Source organism: Gordonia otitidis NBRC 100426, from assembly GCF_000248075.1.
Taxonomy (GTDB): domain Bacteria; phylum Actinomycetota; class Actinomycetes; order Mycobacteriales; family Mycobacteriaceae; genus Gordonia; species Gordonia otitidis.
Genome location: NZ_BAFB01000221.1, coordinates 1 through 21,963, shown reverse-complemented (window position 1 = coordinate 21,963; position 21,963 = coordinate 1). Strand labels below are relative to the sequence as shown.

The 21,963-nt window shown below is 63.2% G+C and carries 36 protein-coding genes; 32 read left to right on the top strand and 4 right to left on the bottom strand.

The annotated features are described in order from the left end of the window. Window positions 1-720: 720 nt before the first annotated feature. The 7 genes from GOOTI_RS25880 to GOOTI_RS21205 all read left to right on the top strand — a co-directional run bounded on the left by GOOTI_RS25880 (window position 721) and on the right by GOOTI_RS21205 (window position 3,347). A complete protein-coding gene (locus GOOTI_RS25880) occupies window positions 721-1,032 on the top strand; it encodes a hypothetical protein (RefSeq protein ID WP_138985352.1) in 312 nt (103 codons plus the stop codon). Continuing rightward, a complete protein-coding gene (locus GOOTI_RS21225; RefSeq protein WP_039994531.1) occupies window positions 1,029-1,385 on the top strand; it encodes a hypothetical protein in 357 nt (118 codons plus the stop codon). The genes GOOTI_RS25880 and GOOTI_RS21225 overlap by 4 nt, the downstream gene beginning before the upstream one ends. After that, window positions 1,382-1,543, top strand: coding sequence for a hypothetical protein (locus GOOTI_RS26315; protein ID WP_169315850.1), 162 nt, complete (start codon window positions 1,382-1,384; stop codon window positions 1,541-1,543). Before GOOTI_RS21225 ends, GOOTI_RS26315 begins: the two co-directional genes overlap by 4 nt. Window positions 1,544-1,545: 2 nt before the next feature. Next, entirely contained in the window at window positions 1,546-2,016 is a 471-nt protein-coding gene (locus GOOTI_RS21220) for a hypothetical protein (protein ID WP_039994530.1), read from the top strand. Further along, window positions 2,013-2,378, top strand: coding sequence for a hypothetical protein (locus GOOTI_RS21215; protein ID WP_039994529.1), 366 nt, complete (start codon window positions 2,013-2,015; stop codon window positions 2,376-2,378). The genes GOOTI_RS21220 and GOOTI_RS21215 overlap by 4 nt, the downstream gene beginning before the upstream one ends. Before the next feature lie 166 nt (window positions 2,379-2,544). Next, on the top strand, window positions 2,545-3,006 hold the full coding sequence (locus tag GOOTI_RS21210; protein ID WP_138985351.1) for a hypothetical protein: 462 nt from the start codon (window positions 2,545-2,547) through the stop codon (window positions 3,004-3,006). Then, the gene (locus GOOTI_RS21205; protein ID WP_039994527.1) at window positions 3,003-3,347 is read left to right on the top strand and encodes a helix-turn-helix domain-containing protein; all 345 of its coding nucleotides are present in this window, start codon (window positions 3,003-3,005) and stop codon (window positions 3,345-3,347) included. The genes GOOTI_RS21210 and GOOTI_RS21205 overlap by 4 nt, the downstream gene beginning before the upstream one ends. A gap of 376 nt (window positions 3,348-3,723) precedes the next feature. Here the strand turns inward: GOOTI_RS21205 and GOOTI_RS21195 are convergent, their stop codons facing one another. Beyond that, window positions 3,724-4,839, bottom strand: coding sequence for a hypothetical protein (locus GOOTI_RS21195; RefSeq protein ID WP_007240665.1), 1,116 nt, complete (start codon window positions 4,837-4,839; stop codon window positions 3,724-3,726). Between the two features lie 445 nt (window positions 4,840-5,284). Here GOOTI_RS21195 and GOOTI_RS21190 point away from each other — a divergent pair, with 445 nt between their 5' ends. The 4 genes from GOOTI_RS21190 (at window position 5,285) to GOOTI_RS21175 (ending at window position 8,306) form a co-directional block, all read left to right on the top strand. Beyond that, window positions 5,285-5,827 carry a hypothetical protein gene (locus GOOTI_RS21190; RefSeq protein ID WP_039994524.1) on the top strand — a complete coding sequence of 181 codons (543 nt, stop codon included), beginning with the start codon at window positions 5,285-5,287 and terminating at the stop codon, window positions 5,825-5,827. Window positions 5,828-6,541: 714 nt separating this feature from the next. Continuing rightward, window positions 6,542-7,045, top strand: a complete 504-nt coding sequence (locus GOOTI_RS25875) for a hypothetical protein (RefSeq protein ID WP_138985350.1) — start codon at window positions 6,542-6,544, stop codon at window positions 7,043-7,045. A 221-nt stretch (window positions 7,046-7,266) separates the two neighbouring features. After that, on the top strand, window positions 7,267-7,581 hold the full coding sequence (locus tag GOOTI_RS21180; protein WP_007240661.1) for a hypothetical protein: 315 nt from the start codon (window positions 7,267-7,269) through the stop codon (window positions 7,579-7,581). Between the two features lie 236 nt (window positions 7,582-7,817). Next, complete coding sequence (locus GOOTI_RS21175) at window positions 7,818-8,306, top strand: hypothetical protein (RefSeq protein WP_007240660.1); 489 nt, start codon at window positions 7,818-7,820, stop codon at window positions 8,304-8,306. 254 nt (window positions 8,307-8,560) lie between these two features. Here the strand turns inward: GOOTI_RS21175 and GOOTI_RS26310 are convergent, their stop codons facing one another. After that, the gene (locus GOOTI_RS26310; protein ID WP_007240659.1) at window positions 8,561-8,725 is read right to left on the bottom strand and encodes a hypothetical protein; all 165 of its coding nucleotides are present in this window, start codon (window positions 8,723-8,725) and stop codon (window positions 8,561-8,563) included. Between the two features lie 308 nt (window positions 8,726-9,033). Here GOOTI_RS26310 and GOOTI_RS21170 point away from each other — a divergent pair, with 308 nt between their 5' ends. After that, window positions 9,034-9,351, top strand: coding sequence for a hypothetical protein (locus GOOTI_RS21170; protein WP_007240658.1), 318 nt, complete (start codon window positions 9,034-9,036; stop codon window positions 9,349-9,351). A 271-nt stretch (window positions 9,352-9,622) separates the two neighbouring features. Then, window positions 9,623-10,594: a DUF4192 domain-containing protein gene (locus GOOTI_RS21165; RefSeq protein ID WP_007240657.1), complete on the top strand. Its 972-nt coding sequence runs from the start codon at window positions 9,623-9,625 to the stop codon at window positions 10,592-10,594. Between the two features lie 24 nt (window positions 10,595-10,618). Here the strand turns inward: GOOTI_RS21165 and GOOTI_RS26305 are convergent, their stop codons facing one another. Continuing rightward, window positions 10,619-10,777, bottom strand: coding sequence for a hypothetical protein (locus GOOTI_RS26305; RefSeq protein WP_169315849.1), 159 nt, complete (start codon window positions 10,775-10,777; stop codon window positions 10,619-10,621). Window positions 10,778-11,057: 280 nt separating this feature from the next. Here GOOTI_RS26305 and GOOTI_RS21160 point away from each other — a divergent pair, with 280 nt between their 5' ends. From GOOTI_RS21160 to GOOTI_RS26290, 13 genes are all read left to right on the top strand, one after another. Further along, window positions 11,058-11,639, top strand: a complete 582-nt coding sequence (locus GOOTI_RS21160) for a hypothetical protein (protein ID WP_007240656.1) — start codon at window positions 11,058-11,060, stop codon at window positions 11,637-11,639. Window positions 11,640-11,996: 357 nt separating this feature from the next. Beyond that, window positions 11,997-12,422 (top strand): hypothetical protein, encoded by a 426-nt coding sequence (locus GOOTI_RS21155; protein WP_007240655.1) that lies wholly within the window; start codon window positions 11,997-11,999, stop codon window positions 12,420-12,422. Between the two features lie 84 nt (window positions 12,423-12,506). Continuing rightward, window positions 12,507-13,229, top strand: coding sequence for a hypothetical protein (locus tag GOOTI_RS21150; RefSeq protein WP_039994521.1), 723 nt, complete (start codon window positions 12,507-12,509; stop codon window positions 13,227-13,229). A gap of 122 nt (window positions 13,230-13,351) precedes the next feature. After that, entirely contained in the window at window positions 13,352-13,543 is a 192-nt protein-coding gene (locus GOOTI_RS21145) for a hypothetical protein (protein WP_007240653.1), read from the top strand. Between the two features lie 31 nt (window positions 13,544-13,574). Further along, window positions 13,575-13,733 carry a hypothetical protein gene (locus tag GOOTI_RS26300; RefSeq protein ID WP_169315848.1) on the top strand — a complete coding sequence of 53 codons (159 nt, stop codon included), beginning with the start codon at window positions 13,575-13,577 and terminating at the stop codon, window positions 13,731-13,733. Between the two features lie 239 nt (window positions 13,734-13,972). Continuing rightward, window positions 13,973-14,341 carry a hypothetical protein gene (locus tag GOOTI_RS21135; RefSeq protein WP_138985349.1) on the top strand — a complete coding sequence of 123 codons (369 nt, stop codon included), beginning with the start codon at window positions 13,973-13,975 and terminating at the stop codon, window positions 14,339-14,341. Between the two features lie 2 nt (window positions 14,342-14,343). Continuing rightward, the gene (locus GOOTI_RS21130; protein ID WP_007240651.1) at window positions 14,344-14,526 is read left to right on the top strand and encodes a hypothetical protein; all 183 of its coding nucleotides are present in this window, start codon (window positions 14,344-14,346) and stop codon (window positions 14,524-14,526) included. Continuing rightward, complete coding sequence (locus tag GOOTI_RS21125; protein WP_007240650.1) at window positions 14,523-14,879, top strand: DUF2493 domain-containing protein; 357 nt, start codon at window positions 14,523-14,525, stop codon at window positions 14,877-14,879. Before GOOTI_RS21130 ends, GOOTI_RS21125 begins: the two co-directional genes overlap by 4 nt. A 70-nt stretch (window positions 14,880-14,949) precedes the next feature. After that, the gene (locus GOOTI_RS21120) at window positions 14,950-15,999 is read left to right on the top strand and encodes a hypothetical protein (RefSeq protein WP_039994518.1); all 1,050 of its coding nucleotides are present in this window, start codon (window positions 14,950-14,952) and stop codon (window positions 15,997-15,999) included. 113 nt (window positions 16,000-16,112) lie between these two features. After that, window positions 16,113-16,274 carry a hypothetical protein gene (locus tag GOOTI_RS26295; protein ID WP_169315847.1) on the top strand — a complete coding sequence of 54 codons (162 nt, stop codon included), beginning with the start codon at window positions 16,113-16,115 and terminating at the stop codon, window positions 16,272-16,274. 222 nt (window positions 16,275-16,496) lie between these two features. Next, a complete protein-coding gene (locus tag GOOTI_RS21110; protein WP_138985348.1) occupies window positions 16,497-16,982 on the top strand; it encodes a helix-turn-helix transcriptional regulator in 486 nt (161 codons plus the stop codon). A gap of 49 nt (window positions 16,983-17,031) precedes the next feature. Beyond that, entirely contained in the window at window positions 17,032-17,202 is a 171-nt protein-coding gene (locus tag GOOTI_RS26545; protein WP_217997297.1) for a hypothetical protein, read from the top strand. Continuing rightward, window positions 17,199-17,372, top strand: coding sequence for a hypothetical protein (locus tag GOOTI_RS26290; protein WP_007240646.1), 174 nt, complete (start codon window positions 17,199-17,201; stop codon window positions 17,370-17,372). The genes GOOTI_RS26545 and GOOTI_RS26290 overlap by 4 nt, the downstream gene beginning before the upstream one ends. Here GOOTI_RS26290 and GOOTI_RS21105 read toward each other — a convergent pair. Further along, window positions 17,365-18,264: a hypothetical protein gene (locus GOOTI_RS21105; protein WP_138985347.1), complete on the bottom strand. Its 900-nt coding sequence runs from the start codon at window positions 18,262-18,264 to the stop codon at window positions 17,365-17,367. The two genes, GOOTI_RS26290 and GOOTI_RS21105, sit on opposite strands and share 8 nt — an antisense overlap. A 249-nt stretch (window positions 18,265-18,513) precedes the next feature. On the opposite strand from GOOTI_RS21105, the gene GOOTI_RS21100 reads away from it, so the two are divergent. The 6 genes from GOOTI_RS21100 (at window position 18,514) to GOOTI_RS21075 (ending at window position 21,897) form a co-directional block, all read left to right on the top strand. Further along, a complete protein-coding gene (locus GOOTI_RS21100; protein ID WP_007240644.1) occupies window positions 18,514-18,720 on the top strand; it encodes a hypothetical protein in 207 nt (68 codons plus the stop codon). Between the two features lie 107 nt (window positions 18,721-18,827). Next, the gene (locus GOOTI_RS21095; protein WP_007240643.1) at window positions 18,828-19,388 is read left to right on the top strand and encodes a hypothetical protein; all 561 of its coding nucleotides are present in this window, start codon (window positions 18,828-18,830) and stop codon (window positions 19,386-19,388) included. Window positions 19,389-19,416: 28 nt separating this feature from the next. Continuing rightward, window positions 19,417-19,845 (top strand): ASCH domain-containing protein, encoded by a 429-nt coding sequence (locus tag GOOTI_RS21090; RefSeq protein ID WP_007240642.1) that lies wholly within the window; start codon window positions 19,417-19,419, stop codon window positions 19,843-19,845. A gap of 142 nt (window positions 19,846-19,987) precedes the next feature. Then, window positions 19,988-20,239, top strand: a complete 252-nt coding sequence (locus GOOTI_RS21085; RefSeq protein ID WP_138985346.1) for a hypothetical protein — start codon at window positions 19,988-19,990, stop codon at window positions 20,237-20,239. Between the two features lie 213 nt (window positions 20,240-20,452). Then, entirely contained in the window at window positions 20,453-20,863 is a 411-nt protein-coding gene (locus GOOTI_RS21080; RefSeq protein WP_007240640.1) for a hypothetical protein, read from the top strand. A 110-nt stretch (window positions 20,864-20,973) separates the two neighbouring features. Then, window positions 20,974-21,897: a DNA adenine methylase gene (locus GOOTI_RS21075; protein WP_039994533.1), complete on the top strand. Its 924-nt coding sequence runs from the start codon at window positions 20,974-20,976 to the stop codon at window positions 21,895-21,897. Window positions 21,898-21,963: the final 66 nt, after the last annotated feature.

Below are 21,963 nucleotides of genomic sequence, written 5' to 3'. Positions count from 1 at the left end.
CTGCGTCGCGCTCTCGCGAGACGGAACTCTCCCGTTCGGACACTACCGCAGAAACGGGAGCGGTCTGACTGTCCGGTACACGCCATAAGGAGCTTCTTGCCACTATCTCAAGGGACAACAATTACATCAACGATCGCGGCTGCGATTGAGATGCGGCCGTTGACGATGTCGCGGTCAAGGCACTATTTCTCATCTGTCGGATGGACTGTTGCCAGCCCCCGCCCGCGATATTGTCGTCCGTAATGTCGGAAAGTCCGAAAAATCTATGGGGTGACGATGTCTGCAGAGAGGGCGAGCGCGGCGAAGCGACGTGCGGTAGCTCAAGTCGTGAACAAGTACAACGTGAAGTACAAGTGTTGAGATGCAGGGAAGTTGAACCAGTTGTGCATCTACTTGCACCAGCACGCGAGTCGTTGACCAGGCCATCCTCGAACTCTGCTGGTGCAAATACCGGTGCAAGTAGAAATCACGGGCGCGGGTCACCGACAGCGGACACGCGCTACAGACAGTCCGATGATGTCGGCGGCTCCGACCGGCGCTGACAACGAGTGCGGCCACCAAGGGACCTCCGAGGAGCGATCGAGACCCGACCTCGTGGTGACCGAAATGTGTCTCACCGTGGTCCTCGTAGTCCCGCGTGGGAGTTGGCCCATCCGGATGCCGCGCACATCGAAACGTGCCTGTTTTCATTGGCTGAACACCCCTCGAACGGAGCGCACCATGACCGACACCGACGACCTACTCACCCTAGCGGGACGATTCGCCGCCGCGCATCGAGTGGAGGGCAGCAGCGAGACCGCCGATCTCATAGACGATCTCGTCGCCGAGGTGAAGCGGCTAACACCCCGCGAGATCACGACCGTGGAGGAGTTGGAGGACCTGCCGGTTGGATCGGTGGTGCGCTCCGACGAGGGTGCGGTCTACGAGCGTCACAGCCCGAACTGGCTAGAGGCCGGCTTCGCATGGCACCCGTCATCCGACAACATCGCCCTCCCCGCCCGCGTCCTGCACATCCCGGAGGCCACCCGATGACCGCCCGCGACGAACTACAGCAGCGGGTGGAAGGTCTCGGGCTGTGGGACATCGACGCGGGAGAAGTCACCATCCCCGTCGACCTCGCACGCCGGGTACTGGCAGAGGCGGATGCGGTAGTAGCGCAACGCGATCAGGCGCAGTACGACCGCGCGGCGCTGATCGACGCCGAGCAGGGGCATATCCGGGGCCGTGACGCCGCGCTCGCCATCCTCACCGAAGTGCGGGAGAAGGCCCGTGACTGGCAGGCAGCACTGTGTTTCGGCTCTCTCAGTGGAGAGCCAATTCCGGACCTCGTGACGCGATCCTTTGGAGACCAGCTCACCGCAATCCTCGACAGGAGTACACCATGACCGACACCGAGTCGGTGCCGCCATGCGGGGACGCCGACTGCCAGTCCGGGCACTGCCTTGAATGCCACGCACACATCATCTGGCGGTCCGAAGCGTGGGGCGATGCCTACAACTGCGACGCGTGCGGCTACCACCGATTTGTCTCGATCGGAGACTGACCATGACCGACCACGACATCACCATCCGCAAAGCACGGGAGTGGCGGAAGCACTCGCAAGGACGTCAGGGCTACCAGCATGTGAGCGCCCTCCTGGCCGTGATCGAGCAGCAGCAGGCCGTCGCGGAATGGTTGCTGGCGGAACGCGCTCACGAGCGCGACCTCAAATCCATGGAGATAGAGAATCTCAAGAAGCAGGTGACCGGTCTTGAGAATGTCGTCAAGAGCTTCATGCGTCAGGTTGACCGAGATCAAGAGACCATCAAAGACCTCCGCGTCACGGAGGAGCGGCAGGCCGAGGCACTCCGGCAGGTGCGGGAGCTTGCCGAGGACGTGAAGGGCTGCCCCGCGAAGTACGGATACGGGAAGCTGACCTCGATCTCCGGGTGGGATGCGGCGATGGATCAGGTGATGATCCGACTCGACTTCCCCGACGGTGCTTCCCGCATCCTCGACGCCGGGGGTGAGGGGTGAGCATCTGGGCATCCTGGCAGGAAGTGGGAGAGGATGGGGACGGGGAGTACACGCGAGAAGCGTTGAGCTACAGCAACTCCGCGACCTACCCGACGGATGAGACACGACCCGCATTGATAGGCGTCTCACACCTTCCCGGGTTCGTGTGGCGACCACACCTGCCTGAGTCGCGACGCGACCAGACCGACGACACTCCTGTGGCTCCGTTCCTGCGTCTGGACATCGCATCGTGGCATCCCGAATGGGGACGGCCGATGATCGCTGACGGCTCGACCGCGATCCTCACCCGCTCCGGTGTCGAGCGGCTGCGCGACCAGCTCACCGAGTGGCTGGCCCTCGACCATCACGAGGACCCCTCATGATCCGCGCCTGGTTGTGCCGCCACCACATCCATCACTGGGGCCGCGCCTACACACCAGCCTGGACCAGGCTCGCCTACCGCCGCTGCACACGGTGCGGGCGGCACGACAACGGGAGATGCGCGCGACACTCACACTGACTGCTGACGAGATTATGCTGCTACGCGAAATGTCCGTCGCCGTCGGCTATCTCATCGCCGAGCCTGACTACACGATCGAGTCGTGGTGCAGCGCGGGCGGGGGTGGCACCCCGACGTCGTGGACCGAACCCTCGTCAGGATTTCGCCACAGCCGGGCAGACCGCGGTGCCCTCACCGGCGAATGGCGGCACCGGCACATCGAAAGTCGGTTTGGGCCGGACGCACGCCCAGACCTTGCGGGCAGGCCCTCGCGCTACCGATTCGACAACCCGCACCGACACGTCCGCATCACCCACGGAAGGCTGGTGAAGTGGGCTGAGTCGCTACCCGCCCACATCCGCTACCGCGCGATCTTTGTCGTCACCTGGCACCGACAGGCTTCGGTCCATCCCGTCGCCAAGCTGAGGGACATCACCCGCACAGCACTCGCCGCGACACCTGTAAAGGCTGAACTGGCAACGCAACTCGACCTCTTCGAGGTGGCGTCATGACCACCGAGAGAGTCGCCCGCCGGCGCGAGAGAGTCGCCGCCATGCGGCGCGGCGGGATGACCGTCAACACCATGGCCTCCGCACTCCACGTCACCGACCGCACCATCTGGCGCGACCTACACGCCCTCGGCATGGTCAAACGCGTCCGGCGTCTCACCGACGCCGACAAACAGTTCGCCGTTCGACTCCTCGCCGAGGGTGCATCTATTCAGGACGTCGCTCGCACCATCGGCTGCAGTTGGGACGACATCCGCCGCCACTTCCCTGACGCCCGAATCTGGACACCAGCTGAGACCGCCCAATATCGCTCATTGTGTCGACAGATCGCAGCCGCATCGTAGGTCCTCACACTGCCGCCTTCCACGATCGGCGGAACCCTGTCCGCCATCCCACCGCGATCACCCGGGATGAAGCGGGCGCATTCATTCCCATGCGCCGGGTGGCGCAGTCCACGAGCAGCCGCAACATCACGGTGAATGTGTGGTCTCAACTCGACACATGCGTTCACGAACTCGAGTCGGGTCTCGAGCACGATCTGCATCGCCGCCTCGATCGGGCGGGGACCTCACCACATGTGGGGCCGCAGCCGCTGCGAGTGGTCTTGCCGCGGGAATAGTGTCGCGTACAGGCGATCGCGGACGTTAACTCACGATGTGCGTGCGCTTGGACGCAGCCCGCTCGCTCGGGTGGTGCGGCACGCGCCTCGATGTCGGGTTGCTACATACCGACAAACTCGCACATGGATTCATACGTGCGATTCCAGTAGGCGGGAACCTCTGGCGGGTCTTTCAGTAGAAGCATCTGCGCCTCATCCCAGCCGGGAAGGTGCGCGAGAACTGTTCTGTGCTGCTTCGGGTTAGCGGCCGACCAATATCCGAACGCGTGACTTGCGCTGAGGGCGCGGGTGGGCATCGGCATGATCTTTGCCAGGTCATCCTCATATCCTCGGCTGCCGTCGAGAAGCGGCGGATTGCTGTACTCGAGGCGTAGCTGTGTCGATATCCGTAGCCCGAACGGATCGACGCCGAAGATGTCTACGACATCTGCGATCACGTCGTTGTTGTCATCCGAGCAGACAAAGACCGCGTTTCGGTGAGAGCGAGATTGCCGCAGCAGCCGTTCAATGGCGGCCAGGTAGTCAGCGTAGGCGGATTGCTCATCGGGTGAGAGCGGGACAACTTCGCCTGCCCTACACCAGTACGGCCCGTCAGTCGTGGGACGCGGCTTCCACAGCTTCTCGGATGCTGTTCCCTTCCAGTACTTTTCGAACTCTTCTTGATTGGACTCGTTTGTGACTTGCGGGTATGGATGTGACAGTGACAGCAGGACAACGCCGACAGTGTCGGCAGACGCCGCAAACGCGTTGATCGCGTCAGTCGCATCGCGAAGCTGGCTGTACCCAATCTCCTCGTTTCCCAAATGGAACTCCGTGAACTCTTGCTCTGCCAGCCAGCGGGTTTCGTCCTGCTCAAGCAGTGGGTACCCGTCGCAGATGGGGCCTGTCACGGCGAGGAATCGTTTCGCTGGTTGATCTGGGTGAGTGGCCAACACGTGCGCGATCGCCGACCAGCTACTGTGGGCGAAGTGGTCCATGAGAATGCATGGTGATGTGTTGGAGCTGAACGGGTTCCAGATCATGGGAACGTCCGGAACGTAGGTCCTGTCGAACCTGGGCCCGGTCACTGTCACGCAGCGACCGATGTCGTACCCGTCCCCGTCGTGCCCCGTCTGCGGGGGCGCGTCCATAGCATGCAGTGCCTGCTGGTAGGTGAGCGCATGGTCGGCGGCGTATGCCCGTACTCGACGCTTATGGTTCGCATTCTGTGGAGACATGTCTGTGTCCTTCACTCGGCGCCACCCCATGCGAGACGCCGCGGGTACACGACATCGATGTTTCACATTCCTGGTTAGACACAGAACCTTCCACCCGAGTCGTGCCTCTGCGAACAGCATGGGTGCCATGCAGTGGCGGGCGAAGCGTAGGAGACGCTGTCCTGAGTATCGCCCAACTGTGTAGAGAAAACAAGAAGGTAACGATGTCGATGGTCAGGTCTATCCGCGTGCCGCAGATGGTTTACGGGGGGCCTGGATGGTGAGGGGTCCGGCCACGATGGTCGATGAACGGAGGAGAAGCCACGACTGCGCAGTTTGATGCCGAAGCGTTGTACTACCAGATGCAGGCGGCAGCGCAGGACGTCGGCAGATCGCGAAAGCTCGTAGGTCCGTGCCGGCACGTCGGCGATCGTCGGCGGAACCCTGTCCGCCATCACTCGGCTTAGTGATCACCATCTCGAACGGGTCGAACCCTACACTCGCGCTGTGTATTTCCAGTGCCGCACCTTGTGTGGTCGACCCGATTGCCTCGATGTTGCGCATCACGGCGCATCACACGAAAGGTGAACTAACTGACATGGCGAACTACTACGGTCACGGCCGAACAAACTATTTCCGGGTGAAGGACGTGCAGGCTTTCACTGAGGCTCTGCCCGCAGACTTTGAGGTCGTCTCGGGGTCTGACGGCAAGGTTGCTGTGTTGGCACGCAATGAAAGTGGCGGCTGGGTGGAGTATGTGTGGGCCGATGAGGCAGGCGAGGAAGACACAGAAGTGGATGTTGTCGATCTCATCGCCGAACACCTCGTCGACGGCGAAGTGGCGGTCGCGCAGTCAGTCGGACAGGAGAAGATGCGCTACCTGGCGGGCTACGCCGTCGCCGTCAACAACACTGGCGATCGAGTGCAAATCAGCCTCGACGACATCTACCAGGCGGCCGCTGAGCGGTTCGGTGTGGCGTGGGAGACGATCACGACGGCGACCTACTGACTCGGGCCTCACCGGTTCCCAGCGGAAGCATCCATCCAAGGCGACGGTGCGCGATTTGATGAGGTTGACGCGTTGCTCGGGGACCTCCTGTCGCCCGCGCCATCAGAACTTCTCCTGCGACACATCGTGAATGTGGTTGCCATCGCGCCGCGAGCGCGCTGAAATAGACATGCCAGATTTCTCCTGACTCAAGACTGGCGATTGTGGTTGCGGCTAATGCCGCTCCGTGGGGGGCCGGATCCGACCCCGGCCTCCCCACGGCCTTCACCTCACGCTCCGCATAACACGCTGCTACGCGTTCGGAGGTGATGGAGTGCGCACGATCGTCCAGCGACAGACACCATTGACCGGCTCAAGTGACCGAACCTGGTGGAGGAATGCCCGTGTGCGGGCCGCGCCAGCAGACACACCGGCACGTCGCCCTCCGCGATGAGCGGATGCACACGCTCTCAGCACTACGATGAGCCACGCGGGCCCCTTCCTAGACAGGTGCCCGAAGGGGGCGGGCGCTGTTGCTGCAGCGTCTGCCTCCGCTCCTACACGCGGGCGCAGCAGATCCATCCATCGTCTACTGGGGACCGGACCGGTTCGTAAGCGCCTACCTTGGGTGGCCGAGCATGGTTAAACGTGTGTGGTGTCATCGAGGAAGGTCAACAGTCTCTGCGCTGCAGTCACTTTGACAAATACGCCACCGCCACCAGCAGAGGACGCCACATGACTTGTAACGACACCCGACCGGTCGACACCGCAGTACAGGACGTTCGAGATCGACTCGAGCGCATCGAGGAGAACGAATGCGACTGCGACGAACTGCCACACGCGGAAGCACTGCATCACCTGGCCCGACACGATGCGCCAGCCCTGCTGACGAGGGTCGCTGAACTTCAAGACGTGATCCGCCGTCAGCAGGACCAGCTCGCCTTGCGTGCGCACGCGGCTGTCCTGCAAGGCGCGATGCTCGGTGATCCGCTGCTGCGATTGACCGCGGTCGTGGCCGCTGTCCGCCGATACCGAGATGAGCTTGCGGCCCTGGGCGGCCCGCAGGCCGAGTACGCCCGCGACCTCGACATGGCGTTGGCGAACGAAGTGTGGGATGAGGGGTTCCCGCCGGGAGGGCTGGTGTGCGGCACCTGCGGGCAGCCCGTCGAATCGGAACCATGCGCCGAGCACACCGGCCGAACGCTGCCCAGCGACGAACGCAACGAGCATCGCGGTTGAACCTGCCTTCCCTTCGCATGTGAGAACTGCGCCGACACCGGCCCGCCGATCTAGCGTCAGCCGAGCTGCCCCGTGCTGTTGTCTGCGTGCTGATCGCCGCCACCACCACAGCCGCAGCAGCTACCCGTCCGTTGGCGACATCATCTGTGCCGCAGTCGATGTAGCTCGACTCCTACCGTTGGTTCAGCCGGTACAACTCCGGCAGGACAGGAGACCCGGACGTGACCGCAACTATCGACCCCGAAGAGTTGTACTACCAGATGGTCGCCGACGCGGAGGAGCGCGGCCTGATCGTCGACGACGACGCAGACGAACAACTCGCCGAGGCTGCCCGCGCACAAGCCGCCGCCCACAACAAGCATGTGTGCACGGCGTGCAACCGAGCGCGGCCGCACGAACAACTCCATGACAGGACATGTCGTGCATGTCGTGCGGCGGAGATCCATGCCGAAACGGCATACAACCTACGTGACGTCGAGGAGCAGATTGCCCAACTGGAGGCGAGGCGCGACGAACTACTGCGCCGACTCGACTGAGCGAGTGCCCGGCTGGGCTCGATGCCGATCATCGGGCCCAGCCCACCGCGCCAACAGTGGTGCGCTACCGGGGCGCTGTCCGCCGGCGTGTGGTCGACGCAGCTTGTCGCAACGCCGCCAACTGCGCAGATCAACCGCCAGCGCGGCCAGGTCGCGGTGACGCGAACACTGTTGTGCCGCAGTCATTTGGGGGTGATGCGAGTCTTTCTGTACCACCCCGACGACAGGAGACCCGCATGAACGCCACCACTTCTACACCGACCACGATCGTCGCCGACGACCGTGTGCGCGTCGCCGACGGTTTCGCGGAGGTCGGCGATGTGCGTGCCCTTGCGAGCACGCAACGTGTCGACGTGCTGGCGTCGCGTCTGTTCGATTCGCGTGATGCGATCGCCCTCGCCGCTGAGGTTGTTGGGGCGTTGCGGTGGCTTGCTCAGTCCTGTGACGACGGGCCGGAGCTGCCTGCCGCGGTGACCGTTGACGGCACCGCGGGGGTTGCTGGCGACCGTGACGGGGTCACGGTGTGGGAGTCGGGTATCCAGGTGGATCGGAGTCGGTCACGGTATTCCGGTGTCAGCGCACCCGAGGCGACGATCACTGCGCCGCGCGGCGGGTTCACTCCGAGCGAGGCGATGCGCTTCGTCAGTGCCCTCATGGGTGCGGGCGCATTCCTGGACGCGGAAACCGATGCGTACACGACGCGACTGTTGAGCGAGTGGGACTAGATGCGTTCACGCGGGCGTGGCAGGGCTGGTCGCCGCACACGCACACGCCCCCGCTATGCAGCTGCGACGCTGTTCTCCGCCGCAACAGCCTGCTGTTGCCTCGCGATGGTCGACTGTCCACTGAATCGACATCAGTGGACCTTTCAGAAAGGGGGACTTGGCTTTCCGTGAGGATCGTCGCATCCCTGTTTGTGGGCATGCAGCGCAAGACGATGGTCGACTCCGACTTGAGACGAGTCGCACTGGTCGCCAGGCTAGGCCCTGGCGGAAACCTGGATGATGCTGGCGTACACCAAGTCGTCGCACACTGTGCAGCGCAATGCGACTTCTCCGTCGACGATGTCGCCGGCGATAACGTAGTCGCCCGACCGATTTGCGCAGGGACCGTTGTAGTCGACGATGGTGTGGGTGTCGGTCATCGGAACCGCCTCTCTGTCAAACACGTTGGGTGCTCGACGTTCTGGTGACAACGATAGATCTGTCGTCGCAGTCGTTGCGGCACCGAAAACACGGAGCCGCTGGTGCGACCGGATCGGCGGTGACTCCCCCTACCGCTGGCGGATCCGCCACTGGCTTGGACTGTCCTGTACGTGTTTGAGGCACTCGAGTATGTCTGTGCTGCAGGGGATATGCGCACATCTGCGCGCATACTGCGTGCGCAGCGAATGCCGCGCGCTGACGCATCGGTTCGGAAAGCTGAGGGAACCCCAATCGAAAGGATCATGTGATGGGCTTCTTCTCTCAGGACTGCAACGGGTGTGGGCATCCGTTGCTCTCGTCGGCAGCGACCGACCCGATCAACAGGTGGATGAACCACGGCGTAGCCATCGACCCTCGAGGAAACGTGGTGACCGGCGCCTACGACGGCTACGGGAACCTCGACTGCTACGAGCAAGTGGTGGGTGAGGATGCGACGGTGTGGCATCGCGACTGTTGGGACAAGGCAGGACAACCAACTACCTACCAGGGTGTTTCGGCGTCGTCGGCGGATCAGGGCTGGTTCTTCGACGACCACGAGCACGCGATGCCGTCACCGCTGCTGTGACCGCATGACGCCGTGCTGGCGTTGACCGGCGTCGGTCAACGGCAGCATCGTTGCGTGACGAAGTGGTGGAGGCGTGCACAGTCCTGTTCGTCGGCGGTGGCTCCACCAGGTGCTGCGCCTGTCCGCTCATGCGTACGTTGTGCCACGCCCACCTCCTGTCCGCCGAATGGTCCACGGCCACCTCATCGGCCTACCTATCAAGTGCCGCACCCACATTCGGGGATTCCTAGTTTCGTGCATAGCAATTCCGCTATCCGACAAGGAGATTCCAGTGCCCAACACCATCACGAGCATCACCACCCTGCTGGCTTCGATCCCTGCGTTCTTCGGCTTCGTGCCGACCGAGTCTGTCGTCATGCTCGGTGCGCGCGGCCCGGAAGGGGTAGGCGTCCTCGCAACGCGCGTCGACCTGGACGATGCGGGAGTGACCATCGACCTGCCGTACGTGTCAGCTGTGATGGAACACCAAGGAGTGACCCACGTACACGTCGTCGTCGTCTCCGATGGCGCCGTCACCACCCAGCACCCCGTATTGAGTGTTTTCGCCGACCACTTCCGCGACAACACCACAATCGTCGTGCAGTCGCTGGTCCAGGTCTCCACGCTCGGTGAGGCGGGCCGCCTGTGGTGGGATCACCTCACAGGCGGCGTCGGGATCACCGCCGACTACCGCGACAGCATCGCCACCGCCGAAAAAGCCGCCTCCGGCGAAGCGGTTCTTGACTCTCGCGCGAGCATGGAAGCCCAGTTCGCCCGAGACGACACCCGGCAGGCAGGCTGGCTCAACTCGGCGACCGTCGACGCCGTCGCCGCTGTACGCGACGTCATCGCTGCCATGCACGATCACCGGCTCGTCGACGAGCAACTAGCAGCGAAGGTGGCTGCGGTCATCCGGCACCGCAAGGACCGGCGAGACGCAATCCTGCGAACCGTCATCTACAACGCGGTCGAAGCTGCCGAGGTGTTCACCCGCTGCGCAACAATGCTCTCCGGGCAGGACCGAGCGGACGTGCTCACCCTTTCCGTGGTGGCGCACTACTGCGCCGGGCGTGGTTCGGTGGCGAGAAGCGCCCTCGAAGTGGCCGCGTCGGAGACCAGCACGCCCGACAATCTGCTGGTACTCACCAGCAAAGCGTTAGACCGCGGCTTGCACCCGGACAAGTTCTCTCAGCTGTTGGGGGACCTGACAGACGACACCGTCGCGAGCGGATTACTCGGAGGCGAGTTCCCGCCCTACGAGTAGCCACGAGCAGGAGGGCGGGCGCGGTCACCACAGATCGCGCCTGCCCTCCCCCGCTGCGTCGGTGAGCACCACGATGTCAGCACGAACTCGTGGCGATAGCTGTCCGCCGTCGACCACCGCACGCACCTCATCAACTGACGGCTTCCACTGCCGGCGCAACGCCGCTTCGACCAAAGACTTCATGACCTCACCCTACGATCAGCGATTCACACCCACCCAGAAGACGAAGCGGCAAGGTGCGCGCACTGTCCGTGACCGCCGCGCCGCCGGCCAACCGACACGAGCGCACCTTCACCCTCCGGCGTGGGGACGATGTGCCTGGACGCGTCTGTGCCGCACCATGAGTGCCCGCAGCGGGTCAGTGACAATGAAGGGCTGACTCTCGGCTACACGCAGTGCCGCAGCACCATTCGGCCTGTTCGTACCGTGAGCTCATCACCTACACCCCACAGGGAGGCACACCATGTCGATCACATTCGCTGCAGAGATGAACGATTCCGACATCGTCGGATACCGCATCGAGTGCGTGTGCGGTGGCCGCTCTGACCGCTACAACACCTACGCCGACGCGCAGGCCGCCTACACGCTGCTGCCCGGATACGCCGCGAATCGGCCATTCCTGGTGCACGAGGGTTGCGACCTTGACGATGACGATCGTTTCTCCTACCGGCCTGCGATCAGTGTGGAGTTCTCGTCGCAGTCTCCGGAGGCGAACTTCTCCAGCGCCAACGGCGCTGAGATGCTACGGATACTCGGCCTTGACCCCGAGCCGTGCGGTTCGGTAGACGCCGCCGACCTACGCGGCCGCATCATGCTCGCGCAGGCACTCGCCGGAGGCGACCCCGGACGACCCACAATCGTCACCGACCGCGACGGCGGTGTCACCCTCGTCGACGCCAACAGCCCTGCGCCCACTGCAGTGGTCGAGCGTGCACGCGCCTTCGACTGCGGCCGGAGGGCAGGCTATTTCGATGACCGGCTCATCGAGCTTTCCGAGGTCGCGCAGTGGGCGCAGGACCATGACCGCCAGGTGCAGTGGAACTGACGTCGACAGCTGCCGGGCGCTGGCACAGGTACGACAGCCCGCCCGGCAGCCGCGCACCCCCGGCAGCCGCGCACCCCCGGCAGCCGCGCACCCCGGGAGGCTGTCCGCCCCGGCGACTGCAGTCGGTCGGAATGCTCCGCCGAGCCCACCAGCCTCGGCGGGGTGCGCGCAACAGCGGCGGCAGACGACTGCGTCGGCCATCGTCTGCATGACTGCCGGGCTGCGGATCTGGCCTCGCCGCCCACCACGCATGGGTGTTCCTTCCCGGCGTCGTGTCGATGAGTATCGGGTGCCGCGCGCCGTCAGATCACCGGCCTGTACTGGTCACGTACCACTACACAACGAGAGGAACACGCAATGGCGAACTACTGCGGGCTTTGCCGCTCAAACTACTTCCGCGTCAAGGACATAGCCGCATTCAAGGACGCACTGCCCGACGACTACCGGGTTGTTGACGGACCCGATGGTGTCGTTACGGTGTTGTGCGAGAACGAAGACGGCGGATGGACTGCATACGAATGGGGTGACGACGAATCAGACGACGCCGACGCCGCAGAAGATGTGGAGGTCGATGTCATCGACCTGGTGGCGACGCACCTGACACCTGGCGAGGTGGCTGTGTTTCAGTCGATCGGCAACGAGAAGCTGCGTTACGTCAACGGTGTTGCGGTCGCCATCAACGCCGACGGAGACCGCGTGACCGTCACGTTGGACGACATCTACGATCTGGCAGCCACCACGTTCAACACTCCACGCGAACAAATCAGGGCCGCCGTCTACTGAGTAGTGCAGCACAGCAACGCACTCCGGAATCGCGTCCGCGACGAAATACGCCCACAGTCGTGGGTCAACAGCGATACTGGGCGGGTGACATCTTCGGATTCCGGGACCGGCGACACCGAGCGCGAGCAATGGCTGAGTAAGTACACCGACCTTTTGCTGTCCGCATTCGCTGAACGCGGGTACACCATCGACCGCGCCGGTGCCGGCAGCTTCATCGAACACACCATCGCCATGATCGCCAACGCCACCGGAACCACCGAGCGGGATGCGCGCCTGTCTATCAGCCAGGGCGCAGTGCCCGCCTGGGTGCACATGATCGAGGAGGCAGGCCAGCTTGGGCTGTCGCTGTTGGGTTCTGACGAGTATGTGGCAGTTTCCGGGGCTGCGGTGCTCGCTACCCGGAGCTGGTTTATCGAGGTTGCGCAGGTCCTCGCTGGTCGTAGCGACGCGGTAGCAGTTCTAGCCCAGTGCTTGGACGCGATCGGACAGGCAGCGGTGGATCAGATTGTTGGTGGATCCCTCGAAGTTGTGTTGTTGCACAGCGAATTTGAGACGTTGGTTTCGGTAGTCGATCGTGTCGCCACAGAGCTTGATGATGACGATGTCGTCGGTGGATACGCGGAGCGCGTTGCTGCCAACGGAGGTGAGGCCTCGTACGAGGAAGTGGCCGAACTGATAGAGCAGCTGTCCACGGTCGGCGATGAGATCGCTGAATCTCTTGCCGAGTTTCACCGGCATCTCGCCGACGATCCAGACGATGTCCTCACCTATCCGACAGTCTTGGAACTACTCGACCGCGACGAGTGAAACAGCCCTGGCATCGGCGGGCTATCTGAACGGTGTTGAGCGATGACGCATCCGATGGTCAATGAACACGACGTTTGGCATGTAGGCCCTATCCGCAGGGTTACCGGATGAAGGAGATCGGCGTGAGCGCACTCATCGACTACAACACCAACGAGTACATCAGCGAGGCCACCGACGAGCAGATCGAGGCCAGTCGCGCAGCAGGTGAGGTTGGGGTCATCACCATTGACGCAGAGACCGGGAAAGTTCTTCACCCCGGGGCGGACAAGGCTGTCTGGCCGAACCAGCGAGACGCGTACGTCGATCTGGTCTGACAGGATGGCCGCGCGTGCATGTGCGGTGCCGATGACTTTCGCTCGTGGTGACCGTGTGCGCGTCGTCGACGTCAATGCTGCTGGTCGCGTCTTCGACGTGATCGGCGACCAGGAGTTGATCGTTGTCGATCTTCACCAGTCCCCTGATCGGCTGATCGTGGCGCCGAGGATGCTCGAGTATCTCGACTGACACTCACGCCGCATGAATCACGATGCACTCAGTGCCGGTTACAGGATGGAGTGCAACACAAGCTGTCCAACATCTCGCACGACAAACTCGGTGCCGACATAACGGGCACCCGCAGACGACGAGGTAGCAGTGCAGCGCCTGCGTGGAGATTGCCGCGACCCCGAAATCGGGTTGGTTGAGTAGCGGCAGGACCAAACGCATGGGAGGCAACCATGATCTGCTGCGACTGCCAGCAACCGATGCCGGACACACTCGGCGATCCGATCTGCGATGACTGCGTACGCACCGCCGCACACCTGGGCTTCACCGCGTCAGAGCGCGTTGCGCAATTCACGGAGCAGACGCCCTCGCACGCTGAGCCCTACACCGTCGCAGACGTCTGCAACACCGCCTGCGTCGTTTCCGTCCCTGATGTCCCGACACTCGGCGGCGCGTACCTGTTGCGGGACGGAACCTGGCGCAACGGCTCCGGATTCGTGCGCGGCAACACCTCGGCCCGTGAGGATGTTGACCGGTGGATCATGCAGCACGGCGCCGCGTTCCGGGCCCGAAACCGAAGCGTCCTGGATCTGGACGCACCCGATACCGCCTGTGCCGCAGGGAGTTGATGATGGCAACCTTCCACATTGAAATCGAGTACGACACCAGTGCCGGCGAGTTCGTCGTCTGGTCGCAGACACCCGCCCGGCCTGGAGTTACCGAAGAACGAGCCGACGACGCCGCAGCGGCTGCCGGCATAGTTGAAAGCCTGCTCGACGACTACGACACCCACCTTGAGAGTCAACCGTCATGAGGGTTCTGATCACCGGTTCCCGTCACTGGACCGACCGAGCGACGATTCGTGATGCCATCACCGCCGCCACCCGCGCCGTACCCGCCAGTGAGGTGACCATCGTTCACGGCGACTGCCCGTACGGTGGTGCCGACTTGATCGCCGCTGACGTCGCCACGGAACTCGGCATGCGTGTGGAAGCGCATCCCGCCGACTGGAAACGGCTAGGGAAAGCTGCTGGACCGCACCGCAACCAGCTGATGGTCGATCGCGGTGCAGATGTGTGCCTGGCTTTCCCTGAGCAGGGTTCGCGGGGGACATGGGACTGTGTGCGCCGCGCACGCACGGCAGGCATTCCCGTCACCGTCAACTAGGCCGACCCCCACCGAAAGAGTGCAGCGGGGTCTACACATGTGGTGAAGGGCAGCTCCTACGATTCAAGCTGTGGATGAAGGTGACCTGTACCGCGTACCGAAACGATCCGTTGCAACGCACGCACGATCGATGTTCCAGCCGTGGAGAGTTCTGCTGCACAACCCCGCGGATCCGGCTCCCGCGCCGAGGGTGCTGTCCCAGCATCGGCGGTGGCGGGACGCCTACACTGCGGGCCGTGACGCACGCCTGTACTTGGCAGACGGCAGCGCCGTCGTCGTCGTCGAGTGGCTGACAAACGGATGGATGGTGCGGGACATTCTTCCGCCGCTCGACCCGGCGAATCTTATTGACGGGGACCGCAAGGAGATCGTGTGGGCTGCCGACCGAACACCACTCGCAGCGGTGCAGCTCCACGGCCCGCGCCGATGGTACGTCTATCTGTACGACGACGGCATCTACGAGCTACCCGAACGGTTTGACGACGGCTGCCACATCAGCCGCCGCGCCGCGATCGAGGCAGCCGAACGCCTGTCCGGGCGTGCGGTCGCCAGTCAGCAGCACAGGTCGAGCACCACACGCAGCTGGGGGCGGCTTCTTGACCCGTTCGACCCGGAGACGGTGATCACCTCCGCCGCCGACAGCGAGGTCACCGTCAACGTGACGAAGGCGTTCGACGAGATCTCCACATACCTCGAGCAGATGACGTTGACTGCGCCCAGTTCGATGGCGTCACTGGCACTGACCGACGTCGTTCCTGCACGTACATGGGCGGGCCTGCACGCCGCGGACATGCTGCCCGAAACGGTCGACCACATCGTTACCAGCATCCGCACCATCTTCGACCAGCACTATCCGAATGTGCTGCAGCGTGGGGACATTGACCTCGTCACCCAGGATTCGCGCCCGTACCGGGTGATTGGCGAACCGGCGCGCATTCCGCAGCACCTCGACGTGGCTGCCGTACTCATGACCGACGGCCTCAACGGGGTCGACGTCGACGCACGCTCCTACATGTCCGCCATCCCGGCGGATGAGCATTTTGATCTGGTCATCGCTGTGTGGCACTACTACCTGGCGACCCTCACCGTCGTACAGACCATGACCCAGAACAAGGACTGAATCACCGGAAAACAAGAGGCGTCGTATCGAGTTGTTTTATAGCCGTGAAATGCATAAATGACAGCTGCTGCGAGCACAACTGCCTAAACCAGCACTTGTCATACCCGTTCGTGGTGGGAGCTTGGCAGATCACCGGCTACGACCCGAACAGTCCAGGCGAAGGCCGACACCGCTACCACATCGCCGACGACCCCAAACTCAGTGCGATCTTCGAACACCACCGCTGGAACCTCGACCGCGGCTGGACGGTCGCGCGACGCGGCCCCTCGATGTAACCAACGTTGGGCCACCTACCCTCATACGGTCGGAGCCCAGCACTGAACGCAGACCTCACCACTTCCCCTGATGTACAGGGCATCACACCTCAAGGAGTTCGCCGGTGGACATCGCCCCCACTTCGCGCCAATCGCACTCTTCCGCGACGAATGCAAAGCCATGCCGGCAGGACCGTCGCAGAGGTCGGTGAGTGAGGAGTGACTGGCACGGACGACAACACGATGGATGCTGAAACCAGCGCAAGCAGCACACCGCAGTCACTCACTGCTGGCGAAGTAGCCAAGACACTCGGGCTACGCACCGACGACGTACGCACAATGGTCTCCGACGGACTGTTCCCCAACGCTATTCGAGGCCGCAACGGAGCGGTGCGGTTCCCCGCAGACCAGCTACCCACCTGGGCGGAAGTCGAGGCCTTGCTGCGCGCCCAACGCGACCGGCACCTGCAGCGCAGCCTCGTCCTGCTCGATCGCCTCACCTCGGAACTTGAGGCTGTCCGCAACGACATCAACGAAGCCCGCGAGTTTCCCGACAATCCGTTAGGGATCGACCTCCTCGCGCTCGGCGGATGGGATACGCGGGCACCGTCCACATTGACGGGCCAGCCGACTGTCACAGCACTGCTACAGGAGTTCGCCACGCAACGAACTCGCATCGTCCGCTACGACGACATGGTGAAGGCTGCTGCACTCGGAGGTGGCGCATGACCGAAACCGTGGCCGCAACACCGAGTACTAGGGGCACACGCGGGTCCACATGTCAGCGCAGGTGCATACTCGCACAGATGACGACGCGGAAGCCGCGACGAGAAGGGAGCACCAGATCATGCTGATGCTGCTGTGGGTGGCCATCGTGTTGACGATGATTGGTGTGCTGGCTGTGGCGCGGCAACGCTCAGAGTTCACACTGGTATTGCTTCTCTCATGATGTTGGCCGCCGCCGCGATCTGCGTCGTGAACATCGGCATCAGCGTGTACATGATTAGCGGCAGCGGCCGGGTGGCGTCTGAGCGTGTCTCAGCTGCCCTCAGCCTCGCGATTTCTGCGGCGTTCGGTGTCGTTGTCATCGCCATCTGGCGAGTATTAAGGATCAAGTAGACGCAGGTTGTGAGGCGTGCAACGCCAGCCGAGCGGAAGGCTTCGCCAACCGGTACTGCACGACATCGTCGACAGCCTGCTGGACAGGCGGGATCTGTGAGAGGCCCACACCACGCAGCAGTTCGACGGCCCGCTCGATGAGGTTGTTGCGGTGCCCATCGGTGATGGTTTCGTCAAGTGCCTGCCGGATAAGGTGTTGAGCCTTTTCGACAGTGCGTCGCTTCGCGTGCGGGATTCGGCCTAGCCCCACTTGGGCTGCGTGCGCAGATGCGCGTGTGAAGGCCTCTCGAGCAGCGTTCGCGGACTTGTAAGCCCGCAACGCCATGTCTTCGTCGTCGGGTCGGGTCTCATACATGGCGGCCGACGCGTCGTTAAGCACTTCGAGAAAGCTCGCTGTCATCGGGCTACTTGGATCATCAAGTAGCGGTCGCCGAAACAGTCGGTCCTCGAGCGCGATCCAATCACCGGGGGCAAGGAACTGGTGGTACTCGGCGGACACGCCGTCGAGGATGTCGGCGGCCTGCTGCCAACGGACGGCGATTGCGGCCCGTTTACGCAAGCGCTCGCTGTGGCGCCGACGCCACGATATGACTGCGAAAACAAGGCAGCCGATAGCAACGAGCGCCGCGACGGATGCGGCCACAGCCCAAGCGAGCGCGGCGTAGTCGATCGAGTTGTGCCCAGGGTCGGTCGGGGTGTGTTCAGGCGGCGTGGGTTTCGGCTTCGCCGTTGGTGTGGCCGGCGAGCCAGCGGCGTCGCCCATTAACGTCGCGACCCCGCCGCTCATCGCCGCAACAACGAGCCCGCCGCTCGCGGCCACCAGCCCTTGTGTGCGGTCCTCCGCAAACATTGCGGCCAGGCCGCCCAGCACCATGAGCACCGCACCGGCCATGCAGACGTACCACAGAAGGTTCCCGATCATCGTCTTTGTCTCCATCCCTGAGTTGGGCGAAACTGATACCTGCTGCTGCAGGCTTTGAATGGAAGTGTTGCATCACCGTTTTCTGCTGCGCGGCAAACGATTCACCCTCGGGCGGCCGATCCATCGACAGCGCACAGCACTGCAAGCGGTGTGCTGCGGTGGCAAGAAACGGACACCATAACCTCATCCCCAACTCACCACATCGAGGAGCTTCTGGTTATGGCGTTCCACCACAGCACCACCCACGTCGGTCATCCCCGCTCCCACCAGTCCGGAGTCATGGACACCCTCATCCACGGGGCGGCGTGGCGAGCCGGGACTCGCACTGTCGACAGCCTGTTTCAGTGGGCGCCGACACTGGCGATCGCGGCGGTGATCTGCGCCGTCTTCATCTACTGCCTGTCCCGGTATCGACGACGACGTTGAGGCGCGTGAACCGTGTGCCGCGCAGGCTAATACAGCTTTGGGACAGTGGACCTCATGATGAATAGGCGACACTGCCGCGACGCGGCGATGACGACGAGGTGCTTGTGATGACACTCTCTACTGAGCAACGGTGGCTGCTAGCCGGAGTCGGTGGATGGGAGATGGCCGAATGTTTCACCTCACCTGGTCGTGGTATCGACCGGTTGATGACGTCGATGTACAGCGCGTCTACCGCACGGCGTGACGATCGCTACCCGGCTTGGCTTGAGGGAGGGTTCAGCTGCGGTTACGGGCGGATCGAGTCGCATCGAACTGTTGGCGCCGTGACCGTGGTGGTCACGAAGAAACAACTCGCCGCGTTCGCTGCGCGCCTCGACGATGACGTTGTGCGGCGTTTGCGGGATGCGTTGGCTGCGCTGGGGACTGAGACTATCCGTTGGTCTGATACATGCTTCTGCCCAGATCCTCACTGCGTCGACAACAATCCTGGTGACCCCCTCTACAGCGACAGATGGCATCCCACCGACGAGCAATACCAGGAGCACCTCGACTTCTCCATGCGGTTGGCGGCGTCGTTGCAGCGACTTGTTCTCGAAGCATGCGCACTCGAGGCTCCGGTCGGCCAACTCGGCCTCTTCGTCACCGAAACCCTCGGCGCGCCACAATGAATCCTGCTCTCTGCCTGCGGGGCAACCCATGACCAGCCCCGCCGGTCAACAGCGCCCACTACGCGCGTTCACCGTTCACCAACCGTATGCGTGGTCGATCGTGCACGGCACCAAGAACGTGGAGAACCGCACCCGCAACATAGCCGGACAGTATCGGGGACTCGTCGCCATCCACGCCGGAAAGACATTCGATCCGACCGCGCTCGACTTCGTACGCGACCAGGGAGACCATCCCCCCACCGAACCGGCACTGTTGCGCGGACACATCATTGGCGTGGTTGAGCTCGTCGACGTCACGCACCACCATCCGAGCAGCTGGGCATTGCCCGACCATCTGCACCTGGTCCTCGTAAACCCTCGGCCACTCCCCACGCCCCTCCCCTATCGAGGCGCCTTGGGACTGTGGACACCAGCCGCCGATACCGCCGCCGCAATCCACGCCCAGCTGCGCAGCTGACGCTCAACGCCTGTCCGCCCGCAGATCATCAGGCACGGAGGGTGAGTTAGCGAAGTGGCTTCACCGCTTCGGAGAATGCCGCGCCTGCTACATGTCCAGTGACACAGTCACTATCACCAACTCCGCGATCAAGGTGAGGGACATGTACACGGCAACATACGTACCCGCAGACGACGATCCCAAGGGCTGCGACTGGGTTGACACCATCATCTCCGATGTCGACTATCGCACCGCGTATCGCGCCGTCCTGCGCCATGCGCGCGGCACCTTCGCCGTCATCACCGGCCGCCACACCAACGAGCACACGTCCACCCATGAACGGTGGTTCGTCTGCGACTGCGGGCAGAACGGCGCGTACCTGATCGCTTCCACCGACGAGACCAAGTGTGCGTGAGCGCGTCACCGGGATGCTGGGCGGGCGGCGCACGGTGGGAGTCTTTGGGATCGTAACCCTCTTAGCGTGCGAAAGAGACTGTCCCGCAATCGCTACACACTTTGACGGGGTCACTGGCCGGAACCACCGAACGTCGCCGGGCGCACTGCCGCACCTCGACACCGTGGATCGCCAGGATGGAACCATCCACTTCGACAACACCAGGAGCACATCGTGGCCGAACTCACCGTACGAATCCTGCTGAACATCACCGACACCACAACAGCTTCCGGCGTCCGCGAACGATGCATCATGTTCGATGGCTACGAAACAGGAGACCATCTGCGCGAAGTGCTCAGCTACACCGTCACCGTCGACGACGAGGTCACCGACGCGGCACTCAACTCCATCTGTGAGCAGGCGTTCATGGTCTGCAACCTCGACCCTGAAATGATGACCGGCGCTGAACGTGCTGTGGCGCAGCAGTACCGCGCCGGACGTAACAGGTCACTGTCGGTGGGTGACGTCGTGGTCGTTGGCGATGTCGCGAAGGCTTGCAGTCGGATCGGGTTCACCACCGCGTATTTTTCCGCAGACCAGATCGTGGAGCAGGCGAACCGCACTCGATGCCCAGTACGCATGTGAGTAGAAACCGGGCCGCTAACCTGACCCGACAACTGGCGACGTCCCGTAGGCTCCAACCCGGCGGGCACGTCGCCGCGACATTTGACATGAACTATCCGAGCGGAGGCGTGATGGCTGCCCCTACCCGTGCCGCCCGATGGATCTCGCCGCTGAGATATCCGGGCGGGAAAGGTCGGCTCGCCACCTACCTCAGCCGCCTGTTTGCTGAGCAACACGGATGGTTGCCTGTCGAAGTGTTCTTCGAGCCTTTCGCGGGTGGCGCTGGCGCCGGCCTCGCCCTGCTGGATGCCGGCATCATCGAAAGCCTGTGGCTAGTTGAGAAGAATCCCGCCCTCGCCGCATTCTGGCGCACCGTGTGCGAGGACGGTGAAGCGCTTGCGCAGCGCGTGAGTACGACTGAACCCACCATAGGGCTGTGGCAGCAGAGCCGCGATGTTGTTGCCGCCGCCGAGCGTGGGGAAACCATCGCCGACCACGACCTTGGATTCGCAGCCTTCATGCTCAACCGCTGCTCCCGGTCGGGGATCCCAGCCAGCAACGTCGGCCCGATCGGCGGAAAACACCAGTCCGGGCGGTGGACAGTCGCATCCCGATTCAACCCGCCTGAGCTCGCCGACAGGATCCGACGCATAGCGGGCCTCGCCGACCGCATACTCGTCCGGGAGGGCGACGCCGTCGAACATGTAGCAGCCCTGTCCGACTCCGGTATCGAGGACGAGTTGCTGTGCTTCCTCGACCCGCCCTATCTGGTCGACGGTCCAGGCCTGTACTCCCACAGCTTCACGCTGGCAGACCATGTGTCCCTGGCGATGGCACTGGCTGCATGCCCGGCGCGCTGGGTGCTCACCTACGACAACCATCCTCTGATCGACAACACCTTGTACACCGGCTTCCGCATCCTCGAATACTCGATCACGCACACCAGCAACACATCCCACCGCGACTCCGAGTACGCAGTCTTCTCTGACAATGTCATCGTCGACCTCGACGACATACCAGTCCACGGCGGCACCGCACGCTGGCTCGCACAATGACCAAAACTTTTGACGTGTCTTGTCGGTGGGCAGTGCGACGATTCACCCAAAGACAACGAATCACAC